This window comes from Agarivorans sp. MS3-6, assembly GCF_054112545.1.
Genome location: NZ_CM134202.1, coordinates 95,269 through 114,823, shown reverse-complemented (window position 1 = coordinate 114,823; position 19,555 = coordinate 95,269). Strand labels below are relative to the sequence as shown.

18 protein-coding genes are annotated in these 19,555 nt (G+C 41.7%); 9 read left to right on the top strand and 9 right to left on the bottom strand.

From position 1 onward, the window contains the following. The first annotated feature begins 40 nt into the window (after positions 1–40). On the top strand, positions 41–1,903 hold the full coding sequence (locus tag ACVFI8_RS00620) for a diguanylate cyclase (protein WP_457872728.1): 1,863 nt from the start codon (positions 41–43) through the stop codon (positions 1,901–1,903). Here the strand turns inward: ACVFI8_RS00620 and ACVFI8_RS00615 are convergent. Continuing rightward, positions 1,890–2,588, bottom strand: coding sequence for a pseudouridine synthase (locus ACVFI8_RS00615; protein WP_457872727.1), 699 nt, complete (start codon positions 2,586–2,588; stop codon positions 1,890–1,892). The genes ACVFI8_RS00620 and ACVFI8_RS00615 overlap by 14 nt on opposite strands. 88 nt (positions 2,589–2,676) lie before the next feature. Between ACVFI8_RS00615 and ACVFI8_RS00610 the strand changes: the two genes are divergently transcribed. Beyond that, a complete protein-coding gene (locus tag ACVFI8_RS00610; RefSeq protein ID WP_457872726.1) occupies positions 2,677–3,291 on the top strand; it encodes a single-stranded DNA-binding protein in 615 nt (204 codons plus the stop codon). On the opposite strand, the gene ACVFI8_RS00605 is transcribed toward ACVFI8_RS00610, so the two are convergent. Beyond that, a complete protein-coding gene (locus tag ACVFI8_RS00605; protein ID WP_457872724.1) occupies positions 3,288–3,791 on the bottom strand; it encodes a DUF3087 family protein in 504 nt (167 codons plus the stop codon). The genes ACVFI8_RS00610 and ACVFI8_RS00605 overlap by 4 nt on opposite strands. A 206-nt stretch (positions 3,792–3,997) precedes the next feature. On the opposite strand from ACVFI8_RS00605, the gene ACVFI8_RS00600 reads away from it, so the two are divergent. Beyond that, positions 3,998–5,158: an efflux RND transporter periplasmic adaptor subunit gene (locus ACVFI8_RS00600; protein WP_248715374.1), complete on the top strand. Its 1,161-nt coding sequence runs from the start codon at positions 3,998–4,000 to the stop codon at positions 5,156–5,158. A gap of 10 nt (positions 5,159–5,168) precedes the next feature. Beyond that, positions 5,169–8,294, top strand: a complete 3,126-nt coding sequence (locus tag ACVFI8_RS00595) for an efflux RND transporter permease subunit (RefSeq protein WP_457872723.1) — start codon at positions 5,169–5,171, stop codon at positions 8,292–8,294. 69 nt (positions 8,295–8,363) lie between these two features. On the opposite strand, the gene ACVFI8_RS00590 is transcribed toward ACVFI8_RS00595, so the two are convergent. Next, positions 8,364–9,590 carry an HD-GYP domain-containing protein gene (locus ACVFI8_RS00590; RefSeq protein WP_248715376.1) on the bottom strand — a complete coding sequence of 409 codons (1,227 nt, stop codon included), beginning with the start codon at positions 9,588–9,590 and terminating at the stop codon, positions 8,364–8,366. Between the two features lie 168 nt (positions 9,591–9,758). Here ACVFI8_RS00590 and ACVFI8_RS00585 point away from each other — a divergent pair, with 168 nt between their 5' ends. Continuing rightward, a complete protein-coding gene (locus ACVFI8_RS00585; RefSeq protein ID WP_248715377.1) occupies positions 9,759–10,370 on the top strand; it encodes a flavin prenyltransferase UbiX in 612 nt (203 codons plus the stop codon). Positions 10,371–10,404: 34 nt separating this feature from the next. On the opposite strand, the gene fur is transcribed toward ACVFI8_RS00585, so the two are convergent. Next, on the bottom strand, positions 10,405–10,836 hold the full coding sequence (gene fur / locus ACVFI8_RS00580) for a ferric iron uptake transcriptional regulator (RefSeq protein ID WP_248715378.1): 432 nt from the start codon (positions 10,834–10,836) through the stop codon (positions 10,405–10,407). 149 nt (positions 10,837–10,985) lie between these two features. Between fur and ACVFI8_RS00575 the strand changes: the two genes are divergently transcribed. Beyond that, complete coding sequence (locus ACVFI8_RS00575; protein WP_457872722.1) at positions 10,986–11,474, top strand: DUF4442 domain-containing protein; 489 nt, start codon at positions 10,986–10,988, stop codon at positions 11,472–11,474. A gap of 1 nt (position 11,475) precedes the next feature. Here the strand turns inward: ACVFI8_RS00575 and ACVFI8_RS00570 are convergent, their stop codons facing one another. From ACVFI8_RS00570 to ACVFI8_RS00550, 5 genes are all read right to left on the bottom strand, one after another. Continuing rightward, positions 11,476–12,066 carry a lytic transglycosylase domain-containing protein gene (locus tag ACVFI8_RS00570; protein ID WP_248715380.1) on the bottom strand — a complete coding sequence of 197 codons (591 nt, stop codon included), beginning with the start codon at positions 12,064–12,066 and terminating at the stop codon, positions 11,476–11,478. An 86-nt stretch (positions 12,067–12,152) separates the two neighbouring features. Further along, positions 12,153–12,680, bottom strand: a complete 528-nt coding sequence (gene fldA / locus ACVFI8_RS00565) for a flavodoxin FldA (protein ID WP_248715381.1) — start codon at positions 12,678–12,680, stop codon at positions 12,153–12,155. Between the two features lie 21 nt (positions 12,681–12,701). Beyond that, positions 12,702–12,989 carry a LexA regulated protein gene (gene ybfE / locus ACVFI8_RS00560; RefSeq protein WP_248715382.1) on the bottom strand — a complete coding sequence of 96 codons (288 nt, stop codon included), beginning with the start codon at positions 12,987–12,989 and terminating at the stop codon, positions 12,702–12,704. An 18-nt stretch (positions 12,990–13,007) separates the two neighbouring features. Beyond that, positions 13,008–13,229, bottom strand: a complete 222-nt coding sequence (locus tag ACVFI8_RS00555; RefSeq protein ID WP_248715383.1) for a DUF2788 domain-containing protein — start codon at positions 13,227–13,229, stop codon at positions 13,008–13,010. A gap of 56 nt (positions 13,230–13,285) precedes the next feature. Beyond that, positions 13,286–14,110, bottom strand: coding sequence for an alpha/beta fold hydrolase (locus tag ACVFI8_RS00550; protein ID WP_457872721.1), 825 nt, complete (start codon positions 14,108–14,110; stop codon positions 13,286–13,288). Positions 14,111–14,242: 132 nt separating this feature from the next. Here ACVFI8_RS00550 and seqA point away from each other — a divergent pair, with 132 nt between their 5' ends. From seqA to ACVFI8_RS00535, 3 genes are all read left to right on the top strand, one after another. Beyond that, positions 14,243–14,797 (top strand): replication initiation negative regulator SeqA, encoded by a 555-nt coding sequence (gene seqA, locus ACVFI8_RS00545; RefSeq protein WP_248715385.1) that lies wholly within the window; start codon positions 14,243–14,245, stop codon positions 14,795–14,797. 43 nt (positions 14,798–14,840) lie between these two features. After that, positions 14,841–16,490, top strand: a complete 1,650-nt coding sequence (gene pgm / locus ACVFI8_RS00540; protein WP_457872719.1) for a phosphoglucomutase (alpha-D-glucose-1,6-bisphosphate-dependent) — start codon at positions 14,841–14,843, stop codon at positions 16,488–16,490. Positions 16,491–16,986: 496 nt separating this feature from the next. Continuing rightward, entirely contained in the window at positions 16,987–19,461 is a 2,475-nt protein-coding gene (locus ACVFI8_RS00535; RefSeq protein WP_248715387.1) for a glycogen/starch/alpha-glucan phosphorylase, read from the top strand. The last annotated feature ends 94 nt before the right edge of the window (positions 19,462–19,555 follow it).

Here is a 19,555-nt window from a genome sequence, read left to right as displayed (position 1 = left end):
ATAATAACCAGTAATAAAAATAATCTATAAAAGAGATCATTTGAAATCACGATTTTTTAAAAAAACTATATCTTGGAAACAAAGAGCATCAATATGGACGCTATTGGTGGTTTTGCTGTTTTCTGCCGTAGTTTATCATCGATTCCAAACCGTAAAGCAGCAAATAGTAGAAGAAATTGAGCTATCTTTTACTGGCTTTAGTACCGCCAACAAACACCTTGTTAGCCTCTTATCTCAGCGGCTTTCTTTGTTGACTCGAACCTTAGGTTTACTCAATTACGTCAACAATGAGTCTGAGTTAACCTTAGTGACATTGGCAACCGAATGGCAGCGCATAGCTAAAGATATTAACTTGGAAGGAAACTTCTATTATATCCATCGGGATGGACGGGTAGATTTAGCCCTGAATCAATATAACTCGGGACATAAAGTGAAGTGGGGAGCGAAAGTAAACCCTGCGGTGATTAGTTACTTTAAAGGTGTCGGTTGGCGTAACGAAGGCCAAATTTCTAGTAAAGTCATCAATGACTATTTCAGTGAAAATCAACTTTATTTAATCTACACCCCTGTTTTTGATAAATGGTCGAAACTGACCGGCTGGATGGTCAATGAATATAATCAAGCCTCTATTAATGAAACTGTGCACTTTGTGGGCAGGCCTCGTTTAGTGGAACGAGCAATTATTCTTACTGACGAAGGCGTTATTGTTGAAGGTGATTATAGTCAAGACACTAGGCAAAAACTCATGGCCTTAGTGGGGCGTTTTAACTATTTTTCTATTCAACGATTTTTTGCCAGTGATATGTTTGACGGTGAGCAAGCTCCTTTTGATGTGGGAACGGGGCTGATGTTTGTTAAGCGTATTCAATCAGCTGATAAGAAACCCAATCTCACATACTTGTACATATCCTATGAAGATTTGGCAGAAAGCAATCGCTATTGGTTGGTATTTATTGCTATTGTTTTTTGTGTAGCAATTCTCAGTTGTTTTATTGGGGCGTATTTAACGGATGTTATTCGCCGAGAGAAGGCGATAATTGAAGAATTGAACGCCCTAAGAGAAGCAGCCTTTGAGGGGGAGTTTTCCCAAGTCATTACAAACACTGAAGGTATCGTGTTACAAACTAATCGTTATTTTTCGCAATTAGTTGGTGTACCAAAAACGCAAATGCTAGGGAAATATTTAACCGATTTTGGCCATAGCGAACCCGATTTTAAGCAAATTATGTTGCTGGCTAGCGAGCAAGGTAGTTGGTCTGGCGAAATTAAAGTAGAAGGATTAAAAGGTAAAACATCTATTCAGCAATTGACGGTAACAGCAGTTTATTGGCAAAACCAATTACACAATTTTGTTTGTTCTAGCGTTGATATCAGCGCACAAAAATCCCTAGAGAATGAACTAAAAAAATTAGCCAACACAGACCCCCTAACGAAGGCTGCTAATCGCCGGCATTTCGAAGATTCAACTCACTTGGAGCAAAGCAGGAGCGAACGAAATGGCTCACTATTTTCAATATTGATGTTAGATGTTGATCATTTTAAGCAGCTTAATGACCAATACGGTCACGATGTGGGCGACGAATGTTTAATTCGTTTAGTCGAAACAGTTAATCACTTAAAGCGAGATACAGATTTGCTGGCGCGTTGGGGCGGCGAAGAGTTTATTATGTTATTGCCAGAAACCGATGCTCAGCAAGCGCTTAATTTGGCCGAACGTTTACGCTTAGCATTTGTGGCGACTAGCAAAGAACCGAGTTTTACCTGCAGTTTTGGGGTGACTGAAAGCCATAAAGAGCAAAGCTTTGCCAATCTATACAAGCAGGCCGATGACGCGCTTTATGCTGCTAAAGCGCGTGGGCGAAACCAGGTTGTACTGTATAGCTCTGAACTTAAAAATAGCTGACCTCTAGCGCTGAAAGCCGTCGGTATTCTCCTGGTTGTAACGATTCATCTAAAGTTATTTCACCAATCATTTGGCGATGTAAGCTGACTACTCTATTGCCCACGGCTGCTAGCATGCGTTTGACTTGATGATAACGACCTTCACTGATTTCAATATCGATGAGGGTTTCATTTACGCGCCTAACTATTGCCGGTTTAGTGGGTTTATCTTCGCCTCGTAGTAGAATACCTTCTCGTAGTTTTGCTAAATCGCTGTCATCAATAGCATCGGCGAGCTCAACTCGATATTGTTTAAATTTATTGGCGTTGGGGCTGCTTACTCTGTGAGACCATTGCCCGTCGCTTGTTAATAGCAATAATCCGGTAGTATCGATATCCAGACGACCAGCTGAATGAAGCTTTGGTGTTTCATCTAAAATCAATGATAAGGCACTGGGGTGACCCGCTTCTTCTTCAGTGCTTAAGTATCCAGCGGGTTTATGCAGCATATAATAAGCATGTTCATGAAGGTCCAGCAATTGTTCGTCCAAATACACTTTATCTATTTCTTGTATCGCGAACTGAGTGCTCGTTACGGATTTTTGGTTTACCATGACCCTTTTGTTTTTGATGATCTTTTTGGCATCGCTACGAGAAACTAATTTTGCTTTGGAAAGGTATTTGTCTAATCGACATGGGTATTTCATAATAGCCCAGAGTTTGAGGTAAAAGCTGATCATAACGCTAACAGCTAACTACAACAAATCCTTTATAAGCCTATATGGAGAGTGTTTTTTGCAAGCAATTTGTCGTTCAAATATTGAGTTACTTGGTAATCTAGTGACCAAAGACATTACCCTACGCTATTTTAGTGATGGTACAGCGATTACTCAATTTGAAATGTTGGTTAAAAAGAAAACTAAATCAACCGGTAAAGAGCAAGTGGAAGTCTTTCAGATTACAGCTCGTGGTGAGCAAGCTGAACGCTTAAAATCTTATGCAAAAGCAGGTGATGGTGTTGTGCTTAAGGGGCGTTTGAAAAATCAAAAAGACTCAAACGGGAAAATAGTCAGCGCTATAGAAGCAGAGCAACTCAGCTTTGTTGGGGCACCTTCAGTCTTGTATTGGAATAAGGTGACCTTAGTGGGTGAAATAGCGAACAAATCTTTGCTTAGAAAAAGCGTTAATAATCAGAGCTACCTAAAGTTGCAGTTAATCACCGATAGTAACGATGCTCAGCATTTGGTTAACTGTAATCTGTGGGCTTATCCCGCTGAGTTGGTCGCTAAGCAGGCGGAGTTAGGCGATAAACTGGTCGTTGAGGGGGCATTAAAAAAAGCATTTTCTGACGACCAACTTATTTCACCGATTCTTATTGATGGTCATACTTGCTTACATTTAAACGTTTAGTATTTCATTAAGTCGTTTGATTGGTATTGATCGGGTTCAATACTGACATTGAACTTGTCAATGAGGACATCTAGTTTTTGCTCTGCGAGGCTTAATTCACTTAACATCAATGTGTTGTCGTCTAGCTCCCATATTTGGCGGCTACCGATATAACTAAACTTGATAGCTGTTAGTGCTTCAACCTCACCCTTGCTTGCAGCCTTTTGCAGTTTAACCATTTTTCTGTTTATTTTGTTGAGCTCTTGCTTTAAGTGCCAAACATACATCACTTCAGCAAACCACGTCTTAGATTTACAGTAAGTAATGATTGGAATTAAACATATCACCGCAGTGACTACACCCAATAAGTTGTAACGAAAGTTATCATCTGAAGTCGAAAACAGTGCAATAAATATAGTTGACCACAATAAGCTTGAAATAATCAATATTGCGGATATCCCTAGATAACTTTTTCTAGAACGTGTCTGGTAAATCTGTTTATCAATCGTTTTTATCTGCATAGTATTTAACCTGAAAAACAAGCCTTAATTGTACCAAATTTGGTGACTGTTCTGTATGCTATATTTGTTAAGAGTAAGCTATTGTTTAGTCTTCATAAAAATACAAAAAATTAAAGTCAAAAATGAAACCTTCTGTTTTCATGTAGGGCGTTACCGTCTATGCTTATCAACAGTTGCTGTATTCAAAATTTACACAAGGATCGTATATGAGACGCACATTAGCAGTTAGTCGCGTAACAAAAGTATTAGGGATAACACTGCTTCCACTATTGTTGTTAAGCGGTTGTGATAATGCACCACCTCCCGCTCCCGAAGTTAAAGCTAAAGTTAAAGTACTTGAAGTGGCGATGGAAGAAGTTACTCCAAGTAACGAATTTGTCGGCCGTAGCCAAGCCACCCAAGATATTGCTTTAAAATCTCGAATTAGAGGCAATCTGTCTACAATGAATGCAGAAGAGGGTAGCATTGTAGAAAAAGGCGATCTTCTCTTTGAAGTGGACCCTGAGCAATACAAGGCGGCAGTGCGTTCTTCTCAGGCTTTTGTTGCACAAGCTAAAGCAGCCTACGACACTGCAGTTCTTAACTTTAAACGAGGTGAAGGCCTCATTAAAGACAACTTTATTAGCCAATCAGACTACGACAATTTGCTGTCAAAACAGTTGCAAACTAAAGCTGCTTTGCAGAGCGCTAATGCTGAATTAGACAATGCAAAATTAGAGTTAGGTTATACAAAAATTTACGCTCCTTTCACCGGACGTATTAGCCGAGCTTCAGTGTTTACTGGCGACCTGATTACGCCAGAACAAACAGTATTAGCTAACTTGGTCCAAATGGAACCAGTGTGGATTAACTTCCAACTACCAGAAAAAGTGATCATTGAAGCTCAGCGAGCGCATAAATCAGTGACTACACCATTTAAATTAGCCGATTTTCCGGTCAAAATTCGCTTCCCTGATGGAAGTATATTTGATGAAACGGGGAGAATGGACTTTGTAGATAACCGAGTTGATGCCACCACTGGTACCTTAGCTATTCGAGCAGAGTTTCCAAATAAAGAACATATTATTGTACCGGGCTTATATGTCACAGTGATTATTGAATCGCCAGACAAACAAGAAGTAATGCTCATTCCTCAGCGAGCCGTTCAAGAAGACCAGCAAGGTCGCTATGTGTTAACTGTGGAAGACGACATGGTTAAACGTAAAAATGTTGAACTAGGCCAACGCTATGGCATTGACTGGGAAGTGAAGAAAGGGCTTGAAAAAGGCGACTTGATCATTACTGAAGGTCTACAAAAAGCCCGATTAGGGGCTGAAGTAGAACACGAAATGGATACGATACAACCATTCTCTGATACGCAATCTTAAGGAGTCGGTGATGATTAGTAAGTTTTTTATTCATCGACCTAAGTTTGCCTTTGTTATTGCAATAGTAATAACACTGGCTGGTTTTTTGTCGATCCCGGTGCTGCCGGTCGCGGAGTTCCCCAATATATCTCCACCGATGGTTTCAGTAACGACAAGCTACCCCGGCGCTAGCGCTGAAGTGGTTGCCGATACTGTTGCAAAGGTGATTGAAGCCGAAGTAAACGGCGTTGAAAACATGATCTACATGGAGTCAAAGGGCGCGAACGATGGTAGTTATACCCTCAACGTGACTTTTGAAGTGGGAAGTAATGTAGATATGGCTCAGGTAAACGTGCAAAACCGTGTGCAACAGGCTATGCCGCGTTTACCTTCAGAAGTGCAACGTAATGGGGTCAAGGTCGAAAAACAAGATCCTAATATCTTGATGATGCTTAACCTCGTATCACCTAATGAAAGCTTAGATAACTTATTCCTCAATAACTACATGGGGATTAACATTAAGGATAACTTAGCGCGCGTTAATGGCGTCTCTAAAGTGAGTATTATTGGTGGCATGGATTACTCTATGCGGATCTGGCTAAACCCCGATCGAATGACCAGTTTAGGGGTGACTGTTGATGATGCTATTGGGGCTATTCAGGAACAAAACATTCAAGTAGCTGCGGGTCGTATTGGTGCCGCGCCGGTACCGAGAGATCAACAATTTCAATATACCTTATCAACTAAAGGTCGATTGAGTCATCCCGAAGAGTTTGAAGAGATAATTATTCGCTCTAACCCAGATGGTAGCGCGGTTTACCTTAAGGATATATCAAGAGTAGAGTTAGGCGCTGCAAGTTACGATGCAGAAGCGATGTTAGACAACAAAGCGTCTGCTTTATTGTTCATATATCAAGCTAGTGGAGCAAATGCACTCGAAGTAGCGAAAGGGGTTCGAGATGAAATAACCCGCTTAGGTGAGCAGTTTCCCGAAGATATGGACTACAAAATTCTCTACGATACTACGGAATTTGTAGAAACTTCAATCGACGAAATGCTTGAAACTTTATTGATAGCAGTAGCTCTGGTTATTTTTGTTGTTTATATCTTTTTACAAGATTTTAGACAAACTCTGGTGCCAGCAATTGCTATACCGGTTTCTCTAATTGGTACCTTTGCATTCTTACTTGCTACTGGCATGAGCATTAATACGGTGTCGTTATTCGCCTTAATCCTTGCGATCGGTATTGTGGTTGATGACGCCATTGTGGTGGTTGAAAACACCACACGATTAATGCAAGACGAAGGTTTGAATGCCGTAGACGCTACCACCAAATCAATGCAAGAGGTTACTGGACCCGTAGTTGCTACTACGTTGGTATTGTTAGCTGTGTTTGCACCCACCGCGGTAATGCCCGGTATTACCGGCCAAATGTACGCGCAGTTTTCAATTACCATTTGTATCTCGGTACTAATTTCTTCGGTAAACGCCTTAACTCTAAGCCCAGCCTTGTGTGCGTCATTACTTAAGACTCCAAAAGTGCATGAAAAAGGTTTTCATGCACTTTTCAATAAAAACTTCGATAAGGTAACGAATAAATACACTGGTTTCGTTTCCGGTATGGTGAGAAAACTGTCGATAGTTGGGGTTGTTTATGTCTTATTGATTGGCGCGACCGGTTACTTGGCAACCTCATTGCCATCTGGCTTTGTACCTACCGAAGACAAAAAAGCCTTTTTCATCGATGTTCAACTTCCCAATGGTGCTTCGATTAACCGTACCAAAGATGTTGTCGCACGAATGGTAGATGATCTGAATAAACTCGATGGGGTAACTAATGTTATTTCGGCCAGTGGTTATTCGATTATTTCTGGAGCCGTTTCATCTAATGCTGGCTTAATGGTTGTTATTTTGTCTCATTGGGATGAACGTACCGATCCAGCGCTGGTAGAAGATCAGATATTACTTCGCGCTAATGGTTTGTTAGCAAGTTATGGTGATGCCCAAGCAGTAGGCTTCTCGTTACCGGCTTTACCTGGTGTTGGTACAGTGTCTGGGGTTGAGTTCTTTATTCAAGATACTTTAGGCCGCTCACCAGCCGATTTGGCAGGTGTGATGAGAGCGACTGCCGTTGAAGCGGGTGGAGCTCCTGAATTAGCCGCTGCGTTTAGTACTTACCGCGCTGATGTACCACAGTTATTCGTTGATGTAGACCGCCAAAAAGCGAAAGTACAAGGGGTACAGCTTAGCAGTATATTTACGACCTTGCAGACCATGCTTGGGTCAATGTATGTCAATGACTTTAACCGTTTTGGTAAAGTGTTCCGTGTGAATATGCAAGCTGAAACTGAATTTAGAAACTCAGAACAAGATATTGCTCGTTTCTATATTCGTAATAAGTTTGATGAGATGGTGCCATTAAATACCCTCGTAACGGTAGAGCCTAAACTGGGCCCTGAATACATCAACCAATTCAACCTGTACGGTGCGGTTAAGATGAATGCGTTCCCAGCACCAGGTTTTAGTTCTGGGCAGGCGATTGACGCGGTAAAACGCATAGCGGAAACAACTTTTCCAGCAGGGTATACCTATGAATGGTCAGGTCAAACCTATCAAGAGTTGAAAGCCGGTAACTTAGCGCCATTAATCTTTAGCTTAGCGCTTATCTTCACTTACCTATTCCTAGTCGCCCAGTATGAAAGCTGGACAGTGCCTATTTCGGTTATGCTTGCCGTACCCATTGCGATATTAGGCGCATTTATCTACATTTGGATAATGGGCTCAGATGTCAATTTGTATACTCAAATTGGACTGGTGTTACTGATAGGTTTAGCCTGTAAAAACGCGATTCTTATTGTTGAGTTCGCTAAACAATTACGTGAAGGCGGATTGAGTATTCGTGACGCTGCTGTTAAAGCGGCTCGTTTGCGTTTCCGAGCGGTATTAATGACGGCATTTTCGTTTATTTTAGGCGTAATTCCTTTAGTTATTGCTACAGGTGCTGGTGCCGCGAGCCGCATATCCTTGGGTTACGCAGTGATGGGCGGGATGATCGCTGCAACCATTGTGGGCACCTGTTTGGTTCCGGTATTTTATGTCATGCTTCAGGGCTTACGAGAAAAAGCTAAAGGCATTAAAGATGCTGAAGATAAGTAATTTGCCATCGGTATAAAATGTAAAAAGCCCGATTTATCGGGCTTTTTTATGGGCAAACAAACCTTTAGTTTATTGCTCGGGGTCAAAGAAGTAACAGCAACGAAGTTTAGCATCGAAGTTTTTGGTCAAGGAACTAGGAATATCCTCCCACCTGACAGTCTTAGTTATGCTTGTATCAACCTTGCTCAGATCTAGCAAGTTCGAATTATCAAAACTTTTACCGTTTTCTAGCAGTAAAACTCTGGGTTTTAGTTTTTCTTTGGGGTTGCTGGACATCACCATGCCGTACGTTTTGTTGGATAAGCTAACTAATGATCCTGGTGGGTATATACCAAGGGTTTTCATTAGTTGCTCCAAATACATTTTATTAAATTTGGTCGTGGCGCTTTTATACAAAAATGCGAACGCTTCTTGTGGCGTCATACTTTTTTGCGAGGGTAAGGGGGAGCAAAGGTGTTCAAAAGTGTCTACAACAGAAAGTAATTGCGTTGATTTGTCTAGTGCGTTGGCCTTCAAGCCTTTGGGGAAGCCACTACCATCTAAACGTTCATGGTGGTTCATTACCATTGGTATTATTTCATCTGGAAAAGAACCCGCTTTTTTTATCAAATCGATACTAAAGTTTGGATGTGTTTGATAAAAGTTTTCTTCTGCTTTGGTCCAAGCGCTTGGCTTTCTTCTAATCTGCTGAGGAACCTTAAGCTCACCGATATCATGCACCATTGCCGCTATACATAGATATTGGCATTCCTTTTCTGTAAAACCACTACTTTTCGCCACTAACACCGCCAGTACAGCTACATTGATGCTATGGAAAAAAATATCTTCGTTACTACTTGGTTCAAGACTGAGGAAGACACTGTGAGCAGAGGTAGATTTGAACATTAATTGGACCGTGTGATTTACCTGTTCAAAAATACTATAGTAAGCTTCTTCTGGTTTACTGGTGAATTTGGCTAGGGCTTCTCTAAATTTGTCGGCACTTTGTAAATAGCCTTTATTGGCGCGTTTTTGGCTATGTCTTAATTCATCTAACCAAGCTTGCTCGTTATCTACCGGCACTTCAATCTCGGGGGCTTTATCTACGCTCGTCGTGTCGACTTGTTCTACCTCTACACTAGATTTATTCGGCACAACGGTTATCGACTCTAAGCCCAAAGATCTAATAACGGTGAGTTGTTCAGTGTTTTTTATCTTGAAGCTATTGCGCATGAACGGATGAGCTGTCCAGCCAATAGGTAAACAAATGTAGTGGCCTACTTTTAGCGCATTGATGGGGATTTCGATTTTAGACATAAGCCAAATTAGTAAATTCCTTTTGATAAGTGTAGTTAATTACTTGGTCTATATACAATATTCTTTTTCTAGAACAAGTCGCTTACCTCACTTATTAGCGTTACAATTTAGCTACATCACTAAATACGCGCCTCTCATTAGCGTGTTCAAAAATATAACGCACAAAAAATGAAAAATAGAGAGATTACTTTAGCAATAACAGGAGCTTCAGGTGCGCCTTACGCGGTGTGTTTATTGGAGCAATTAGTTAAAGCCAATTATAAAATACATTTATTAATTTCTAGCGCGGCAAAAGTTGTCATTGCTACGGAGTTAGGAGAGCAGTGGCCAGGCGGGAGTCAGGCTGAACCATTTCTGAAGGAGCGTTTTAATGCTCAAGCTGGACAAATATTGGTGCCAGGAAAGAACGATTGGTTTTCTCCGGTTGCTTCTGGCTCAGCAGCTCCCAAATTTATGGTGATATGCCCATGTAGTATGGGAACTCTGGCATCTATAGCCATGGGCTTGTCTGATAACTTAATTGAACGGGCTGCAGATGTGGTTATAAAAGAGAAAGGGCACTTAGTGCTCGTTCCCCGAGAAATGCCATTTTCAGCGATTCATTTAGAAAACATGTTGAAATTAGCCAAGCTAGGGGTAGATATTCTCCCTGCGTGCCCTGGCTTTTACCACAAGCCCACGACTATAGATGAATTGGTCTCGCATGTGACCTCGAGGATTCTAGATCATATCGGAGTCGAAAATGATTTGGTCAATCGGTGGGGCTACGCGGCAAACTAAAAGACAGGTGGATTTATACCCACCTGTTTTGTGGCTAATCTTCTTTGTTAGGGCACTGTTCTTTAACGCAGGTGCCATAGAGGTATAAGCTATGGTTGGTGAGTTTTATGTTGTTTCGAGCAGCAATATCTTTTTGTTTCTGCTCGATGGTCTCATCATTAAATTCGATCACCTTACCGCAATCCAAACACACCAAATGATCATGATGGTGCTGACTATTTAATTCAAATACCGACTTCCCACCTTCAAAGTGGTGTCGAGTAACAATGCCAGCATCGTCAAATTGGTTTAGCACTCGATAGACTGTCGCTAAACCAATTTCTTCACCTTGTTCTATGAGAAGCTTATACAAATCTTCAGCACTGATGTGTTGATTATTTGGGGTCTGTAGTAGCTCTAGAATTTTCATTCTAGGTAAGGTTACTTTCAAACCCGCTTTCTTTAGTGCTTGATTATTATCAGACATAGGTGACTATTTATCCCTTGCTGTTATTGATTCCATAACTGCCCGATAGTATACGGACTTAGCTTGCAAACTCAAAGCCTCAACAGAAAACTTGTAGCTTAAGCGATTTTTTATTAACCTACATTTAACAAATCGGACCAGTTGGTATTATGGATTTCTATCTAAAGCACGCAAGAGTCACTAAAACGGTACTTAATCTCTGGCCTCCATTTTGGGGGGCGGGTATTAAAATGACCAAATTATCGCCTAACTTTGATTATTGTGAGGTAAGGCTGGCATTTAGATGGTGGAACAAAAACGCTAATCGCTCTCAATTTGGTGGGGCGATATTTTCGATGACCGATCCTATTTACCCGCTGCAACTAATGGCGATTTTAGGTAAGCAGTATCATGTATGGGATAGCGAAGCGGCTATTAAGTTTATTAGCCCCGGTAGGGGTAAGGTGTATGGCAGGTTTATCCTAAGCAAGCAGTTCGTAGAAAATGTTAAAGCTCAAACCGCCCAAGGAAGTAAATATCAACCAAAAGTATCGGTAGAAGTAGTTGATGAACATGGAAAACTGATCGCTGTCGTTGAGCGAACATTATATATTCGCCTAAAAAGGCAGTACCGACCCGTTTTAGACAATGTCGCCTAACTTACTGGATAAGTGACAAGTTTTGCTTGTAGCGTTCGATGACTTTAATCACGTAGTTTTGTGTTTCGGGGTAAGGGGGGATTTGAAACCCGTACCGCTTAACGGTATTTTCGCCAGAGTTGTAGGCCGCTAAGGCTAGCTGTAAGGATTCAAATTCATCTAATAGCCATCTCAAATAGCGACTTCCTGCTTCGATGTTTTGTTCAGGAATAAATGGGTCGCTGACAGAAAAGCGCTCTGCTGTCGCTGGCATTAGTTGCATTAAACCCATAGCGCCAGCTTTGGATACAGCATTTTTTTTATAGTTTGATTCGGTGGCAATAACTGCATGGATAAGAGCGGGGTCGAGCTTGTGGCGTTTAGCGATGTCATTGATCATTTGGTGGTAGGGACGGTCGCTAGGCAAACGTTGTGATTTTTTTGACGCTTTGGGTTCGTTTAGAGATTTTGGTGTCCGCATCAAAAGGCTCCATTTAGCGCCTTTTTTTTCTTGAGCAAAATGCATTACGCCGTGTTGATCCTGATAGAACCATACGTCGGCGTAACTGTTGCCTGCAATGCTTAACAGAACTAGCAATATAAACTTATGCAATATTTGTAACCTCTAAGCTAAGTTAAGCATATACGCGGCCAACTTCGCTAGCAGTAGACAAAAAAATTGGGCTCACGCCCAATTTTTTAGTCAGCCAGTTCAGCTAAACACATTTCTTCATAAACTTGCTTACACCAATCTTTTACCCGCTCTTGGGTTAACTCTGGCTGTCGGTCTTCATCTATACCTAGACCAACGAAGTGCGCATCGTCTGCTAAGGCCTTTGACTCTTCGAAGTCGTAACCTTCGATTGGCCAGTGACCGACCACTGTCGCGCCTTTATTAACGACTATGTCATTTATCGTACCCATCGCATCTAAGAAGTATTCAGCGTAATCTTCTTGATCGCCACAGCCAAAGATGGCTACCAATTTTTCTGAGAAATCGATTTGCTCAAGATCTGGGAAAAAGTCGTCCCAATCACATTGAGCTTCACCGTAATACCAAGTAGGAATACCCAACAATATCAATGAAAATTCATCAATATCTTCTTTTGATGACTTGGCAATATCTTTCACTTCTACCAGTTTTTTTCCCAGTTCTTTCTGGATCATTTGGGCTACGGCTTCTGTGTTGCCAGTATCGCTACCAAAAAATATTCCTACGCTCGCCATAAAATTCACCTGTATTACAAACTATTGATTTGTTGAAAATTGAGTAACTTGTTCATGTAACATCTTTTCAATCAGCTCACTTCGGCTGATGCCCGATGCTGTTGCTAACTGATTGAGTGTTTCGAAAAGCTGCTGTTCAACTTTTAACTCGATTCTTTTAAGCCCATTCGCACGATCTCGTTTAAGTTGATTTCGTTTATTGGCTTTTAGTTGATCTTTACGCTCCAAAGGATTGGTTCTAGGTCTACCAACTCTTTTTTCACTTGCGAATAGATCAATAGTAGTTCGATCTGTATTTTGTTTTGCCATTAATTCTGAAACAACCGTTTAGCCTAAACCATTGCCTTCCCAAGACAATTGAATTAGACCTTTTGCAATAAAGCCTGCACATCCCAAAAATAGTACTAGCCAAACGATAGCTCGGCCAAAAGCGGGGACATTGCCTTTTTTTAGTACGTCTTGAATAGCCATGCCGATAAAGAAAAACAGAACCACAAAGCCGATATTAAGGGCAAGGCTTTCTATTAAATCAATATGCTTAGCGAACATCACTATCCTTGAGAGAAAAATTCGTCGCGCACTATATCATAAAGCATCGACAGTTGTTAAATATGGGCGGCTAAAAACTGCTCAGTCAAACGATTGAAAAGTGCCGGTTTTTCAGCATGTAGCCAATGTCCTGTGCCAGCGATGACTTTTAAGCTGGCATTCGGAAATTGCTGGGCAACTTGGGTTTGGTAATCTGCCACAATATAATCTGACAGTTCACCTTTTATGAACAAACAAGGCTTGCTAAAAGACTCTCCTGCGGACCAGTCAATGATACTTGAATAACAGGCGTAAAGTTTTTCTACGTCAAAAAGCCAGCGCCATTGCCCGTCGACTTTAGTTAACGACTTTAATAAAAATTGGCGAACGCCGGGTTCTACAATGTGTTTTGCCAAACATTTGTCCGCTTCAAGCCGACTGCTAATAGTGCTCGGCTGAAAGCTCATCAACCCCGAGAACACGGCTGTATGGTTGTGCTGGTAACTCACTGGTGCTATGTCTGCCACCACTAAGGTGCTGATTAAACCGGGGTATTGCTGGGCTAAAGCCATGGCAATTTTCCCCCCCATAGAGTGACCGACCACGGCGCATTGATCTATAGCTAAATCTTCACATACGGCTTTGACGGCGGCGGCCTGCGTTCGGTAAGACATAGAGTTAGAGCGGGGGGATAGGCCATGATTTAACGCATCTATACTAATGACCCGATAGCCAAGTTGTTCTAAATGTTTAGCCAGCAGGCCTAAATTGGATAAGCTGCCGAAAAGGCCGTGAATTAACAAAACAGGGTAACCGTTACCATGTTGTTTGAAATGCAGATTCAATGCTCGGTCTCCGAGTGAAATGTGTTGGCTAGTTTGCATTTCATCAATCTGTTTCACAAGCTTGATAAGCAATAATTACGTGCAAAAAAGCAGCTTTTAGTGAGCTTGTTCATGATTGTTGGTGAGTTATCAACGTTGCTATGTATAATATTTGGTTATATTAGTTAGGGCGCAATACGAAAAGTGACGATGAAAACGATAGAGATTGAAGAAGACTTGTATTTATACATTGCTGGACAAACTAAGCATATAGGTGAAAATGCTTCGGACATTTTGCGCCGCTTGCTCAACGTTGATGGTATACAAACACTCGATGAGCCTTTAGTTCCTCCGCTTATAGAACAGCAAGAACAAGAAGACGAAACGGTTAAACTGGAGTCGACCATGACTTCAGTACCTACTGATTTTGCTAATTTATTGAACAAATTTGATTTTGATAAAATAGCGGTTGAATCAAGCTCGACCAAACGTTTTTTAGTTATCTTATCGCAACTTTATCATGTCGACAGTCAGCGGTTTATCAAAGCGTGTGTCATTAAAGGCAGCAAACGAGAGTATTTCTCTCAAAGCAAAGAGGCTTTACTTGCGTCCGGAAAAACAACTAAACCCCAGGCTATTCCAGAAACACCTTTCTGGGTTATCACTAATACTAATACCGCCCGTAAGCGCTACATTCTTCAACACGTAGCCAGTGAAATGGGTCTAGAACAGTCGCACATAGACCGTCTTTGTGAAGCAGTGTAATAAATTTTATTTAACTTTAACTTAAGCATCGGAGAAGCTATAAATGGCTATTCATCCCCTAGCAGGAAAGCCAGCTCAGGCTGAGCAACTTGCCAATATTCCTCGTTTAGTCGCGGACTATTATTTATTAAGCCCTGACGTAAGCATACGTGAGCAACAGGTAGCATTTGGTACTTCAGGCCACCGCGGCAGTTCAAGCCAACGTGCATTCAACGAAAACCATATTTTGGCAGTGAGTCAGGCAATTGCAGAGTATCGTTTAGCACAAGGTACCACTGGTCCTCTTTATATTGGTAAAGATACTCACGCCTTATCAGAACCTGCTTTTTGTTCTGCGATAGAAGTATTTGCAGCAAATGGCGTTGAAGTTCGCTATCAAGAAGGTTTGGGATATACCCCTACACCGGTTATTTCCCATGCTATTTTGGCTTACAACCGCTTAGGTAAAGAACAAGCCGATGGTGTAGTGATTACTCCTTCTCATAATCCACCTGAAGATGGTGGCTTTAAATACAACCCGCCAAACGGTGGTCCAGCTGACAGTGATGTCACCAAAGTTGTACAAGACCGTGCCAACGAAATTCTTGCTAATGGGTTAAAAGAGGTTAAACGTTTAAGTTACGACCAAGCGATTAAACTGCCTTCTATTGTAGCTATTGATTACATTAAACCTTACGTAGATGATTTAGCTAACGTATTGGATATGGATGCGATCGCTAAAGCTAAAGTCAAAATTGGCGTTGACCCACTAGGCGGAAGCGGTATTGCATACTGGTCAGTGATTGCCGAAACCTATGGCTTAGACATTGAAGTTGTCAACGATCGTGTTGACCCGACTTTTTCATTCATGACGCTAGATAAAGATGGCAAGATCCGCATGGATTGTTCATCACCTTATGCCATGGCGAGTTTGATTGCGTTGAAAGACAAGTTCGATGTCGCTGTCGCTAATGACCCCGATTATGATCGTCATGGTATCGTGACTCGCAGTAGTGGATTACTCAATCCAAACCACTACTTAGCGGTTGCTATTAACTATTTGTATTCTCACCGTAAGGGCTGGCCAGCAGAGGCCGCAATTGGCAAAACCTTAGTATCTAGCTCAATGATCGACAGAGTAGCGGGTAGCTTAGGCCGTGAACTTAAAGAAGTTCCAGTTGGCTTCAAGTGGTTTGTCGATGGTCTATTTGACGGCAGCATCGCCTTTGGTGGTGAAGAAAGTGCCGGAGCCTCTTTTTTACGAAAAGATGGTGGTGTTTGGAGTACCGATAAAGATGGGATCATTTTGGCGCTATTAGCCGCTGAGATTATTGCCGTAACCGGAAAAGATCCAGGCCAACATTATCAAGGTTTTGTTAGTCAATTTGGAGAGCCTTGCTATAAACGTATCGATGCTCCGGCAACGATTGAACAAAAAGCGGTATTAAGCGCCTTAGATCCTGCGATGGTTGAAGCTGAAAGCTTAGCGGGTGAAAAGATCATCGCTAAACTCACTTCTGCGCCAGGCAATGGCGCTGCAATTGGTGGCTTAAAAGTGGTGACTGAAAACGGGTGGTTTGCCGCTAGACCTTCAGGTACTGAAGCGATTTATAAAATTTATATGGAAAGCTTTAAGGGTGAAGAGCATTTAGTTCAGATAGAACAAGAAGCGCAAACAATTGTTTCTGCAGCTTTAGCAAAAGCTGGACTATAATTTAAACGGACAAGTTAAGGGTATTGAATAAATACCCTTTTTTTGTGCATAGATAACTCCTGAAAACGTATGCCAACTGCTTTAAATTGCAAGTTCTGTAATAATTTTGTTACAAATTGACTTTAATTTGGTAGTTGTTCAGTTTTTGTATCGAATGGCGTAAAAGCCCCGTTTTAATTGATTGTGATCAATAATGGTGGCGGTTTTTCCATGAAAGCATTTTCAAGGGCTGGGCTTTTGATGGGTTTTCTTTACACTTCGTTTCAGTTCTTTGAGTGAAATTGTATTTTCTTAGGAAAATGCATAAAAATTTAGTCTTGAGAGAGGCTTTTTTACCTAAATGTGATGTAGAACGTATATAATGTCGTTCCGCATCGGTAACATGAGCTCGGATTTTTGAGCACATACGATCTTTAGTAGTATTTGCTGATCGGTTAACCAACAAATACTACGTTTGAAGATGTCACCACAAAGGTTAGATACAAAGGAAATTGACATGGCCGCTAAAAAGGCAAAAGCAAAAAACGCACTAGCGTTATCGAAAGTTGAGTTTAAAGATTCAATTATTAAACACTTGCGCAGTACTCACGGTACTGATGAAGGACGTGCTAACAACCAAGCTTGGTGGAAAGCAACGTGTTCTGCAGTAAACGAATTAGTGTTTGATCGTTTAACTGAAACCTCTAAAGCAAATGCAGAAAACGATTCTCGTGCTGTACATTACTTTTCTTTAGAGTTCTTGATGGGTCGTTTAACTATAAACAACCTTCACAACGTTGGTGTTTTTGATGCCGCTCGTGATGCACTTACCGATTTAGGTAAAGACATTAACGACATCTGTGACGAAGAACCAGATATGGCTCTTGGTAACGGTGGTCTAGGTCGTCTAGCTGCTTGTTTCATCGATTCTTTAGCCACTCTTAACTACCCTGCGGTAGGTTACGGTATCCACTACGAGCACGGTTTATTCCGTCAAGAAATTCAAGGCGGCCGACAAATCGAACGCCCTGATAGCTGGCGCGAATACGGCAACCCTTGGGAAATTTGCCGTCCAGAATCAATTCAAGAAGTACCACTTTACGGTTATGTAGAAACTGTATTTGGTGAAGATGGCAAAATGCGTAAAGTTTGGCACGCGGGTCGCCAAATTAAAGGTGTGCCATGGGATATCCCAGTAGTAGGCTACGAAGCCAAAACGGTAAACGTATTGCGTTTGTGGGAATCTAAAGCGGCTGACTTCTTTGACTGGGACGTATTTAACGCCGGTGGTTATGTTGATTCTCAAGCTGAGAAATCACAAGCTGAAGCAGTATCTAAAGTACTTTACCCGAACGACGAAAGCGAACAGGGTAAAGAACTTCGCCTTATCCAACAGTACTTCTTCTGTGCTTGTTCACTAAAAGACATCATTCGTCGTTACAAACGTAACCACAGCGATTTCTCTCAGTTCTCTAAGCAAGCTGTAATCCAGTTGAACGATACTCACCCAACTGTCGCTATTCCTGAGTTGATGCGTATTCTTATCGACGAAGAAGGTCTAGTTTGGGACGACGCTTGGAAAATCTGTACAGAAACTTTCGCCTACACTAACCACACTCTATTGCCAGAAGCATTAGAGAAATGGGCTGTGTACTTGTTCGAAAAAGTACTTCCACGTCACCTAGAAATCATTTACGAAATCAACCGTCGCTTCTTAGAAGACCAAGTTGAAGCTAAATGGCCTGGCAACGACAAAATGAAACGTCACCTTTCTATCATTGAAGAAGGTGAAACTCGCATGGTTCGCATGGCGTACCTATGTGTTGTGACTTGTTTCAAAACTAACGGTGTTGCAGCAATGCACTCAGAGTTGGTTAAAGAAGATCTTTTCCCAGAGTTTTACGAACTATGGCCTGAGCGCTTCGTAAATGTAACAAACGGTGTAACTCCTCGCCGTTGGTTGCTTGCATGTAACGAACAGCTAGCTAAGATGTACGACAATACTGTTGGTACTGACTGGCCGCGTAAATTAGACGAGCTAAAAGGCGCTGCTAAGTTTGCAGATGACGCTGAGTTCCAGAAAAACTTCATGGCGATTAAACGCGAGAAGAAAGTAGAACTAGCTGACAAAATTGAAGAGCTATGTGGCATCAAAGTAAGCCCTGATGCAATGTTCAATGTTCTTATTAAGCGTCTACACGAGTACAAGCGTCAGCACCTTGCATTGCTACACATCCTTGCACTTTACCGTCGTCTACTTGAAAACCCAGATTATGATATGGGCCCACAAGTATTTATCTTCGGTTCTAAAGCTGCGCCTGGTTACAAGCTAGCTAAAGACATTATCTACGCGATCAACAAGGTTGCAGATAAAGTTAACAACGATCCACGCATTAAAGACAAGCTAAAAGTTGTTTTCATGCCTAACTACCGTGTAACGCTTGCTGAGAAACTATTCCCAGCAGGTGATGTATCTCTGCAAATTTCTACCGCAGGTTACGAAGCATCAGGTACTGGTAACATGAAGTTTGCCCTAAACGGTGCCCTAACTCTTGGTACTCTTGATGGTGCGAACGTTGAAATCGCAGAAGAAGTTGGCGACGACAACATCTTCATCTTCGGTCTAAACTGTGACGAAGTTAAAGCGCTTAAAGCTGCTGGTTACAACCCATGGGATTACTACTACGGTAACCCAGAGCTTAAAGCTGTTCTAGATTGGTTAGAAACAGACTTCTTCACGCCTGGTGCTCCTGGTGAGCTAGCTTCAATCAAGCACAGCTTGCTAGAAGGCGGTGACCCGTACCTAGTATTGGCGGACTTCGAGTCTTTCACTACTGAGTACGCAGCAGTTGACGCGACTTACCGTGATCAGAAGAAGTGGGCTAAGATGGCTATCATCAACTCAGCATCAGTAGGTAAATTTAACTCTGACCGCTCAATTGAAGATTACGTAGAGCGCATCTGGCATCTTGAAAAAGTAGTGCCAAACTAAGCGTTTTTAACGATTAGTTCGCGATAAAAAGGGAGACTCTGTCTCCCTTTTTTTATTGCTTAAAAACCAGCATACTAGTCCTTAAAATTTATAC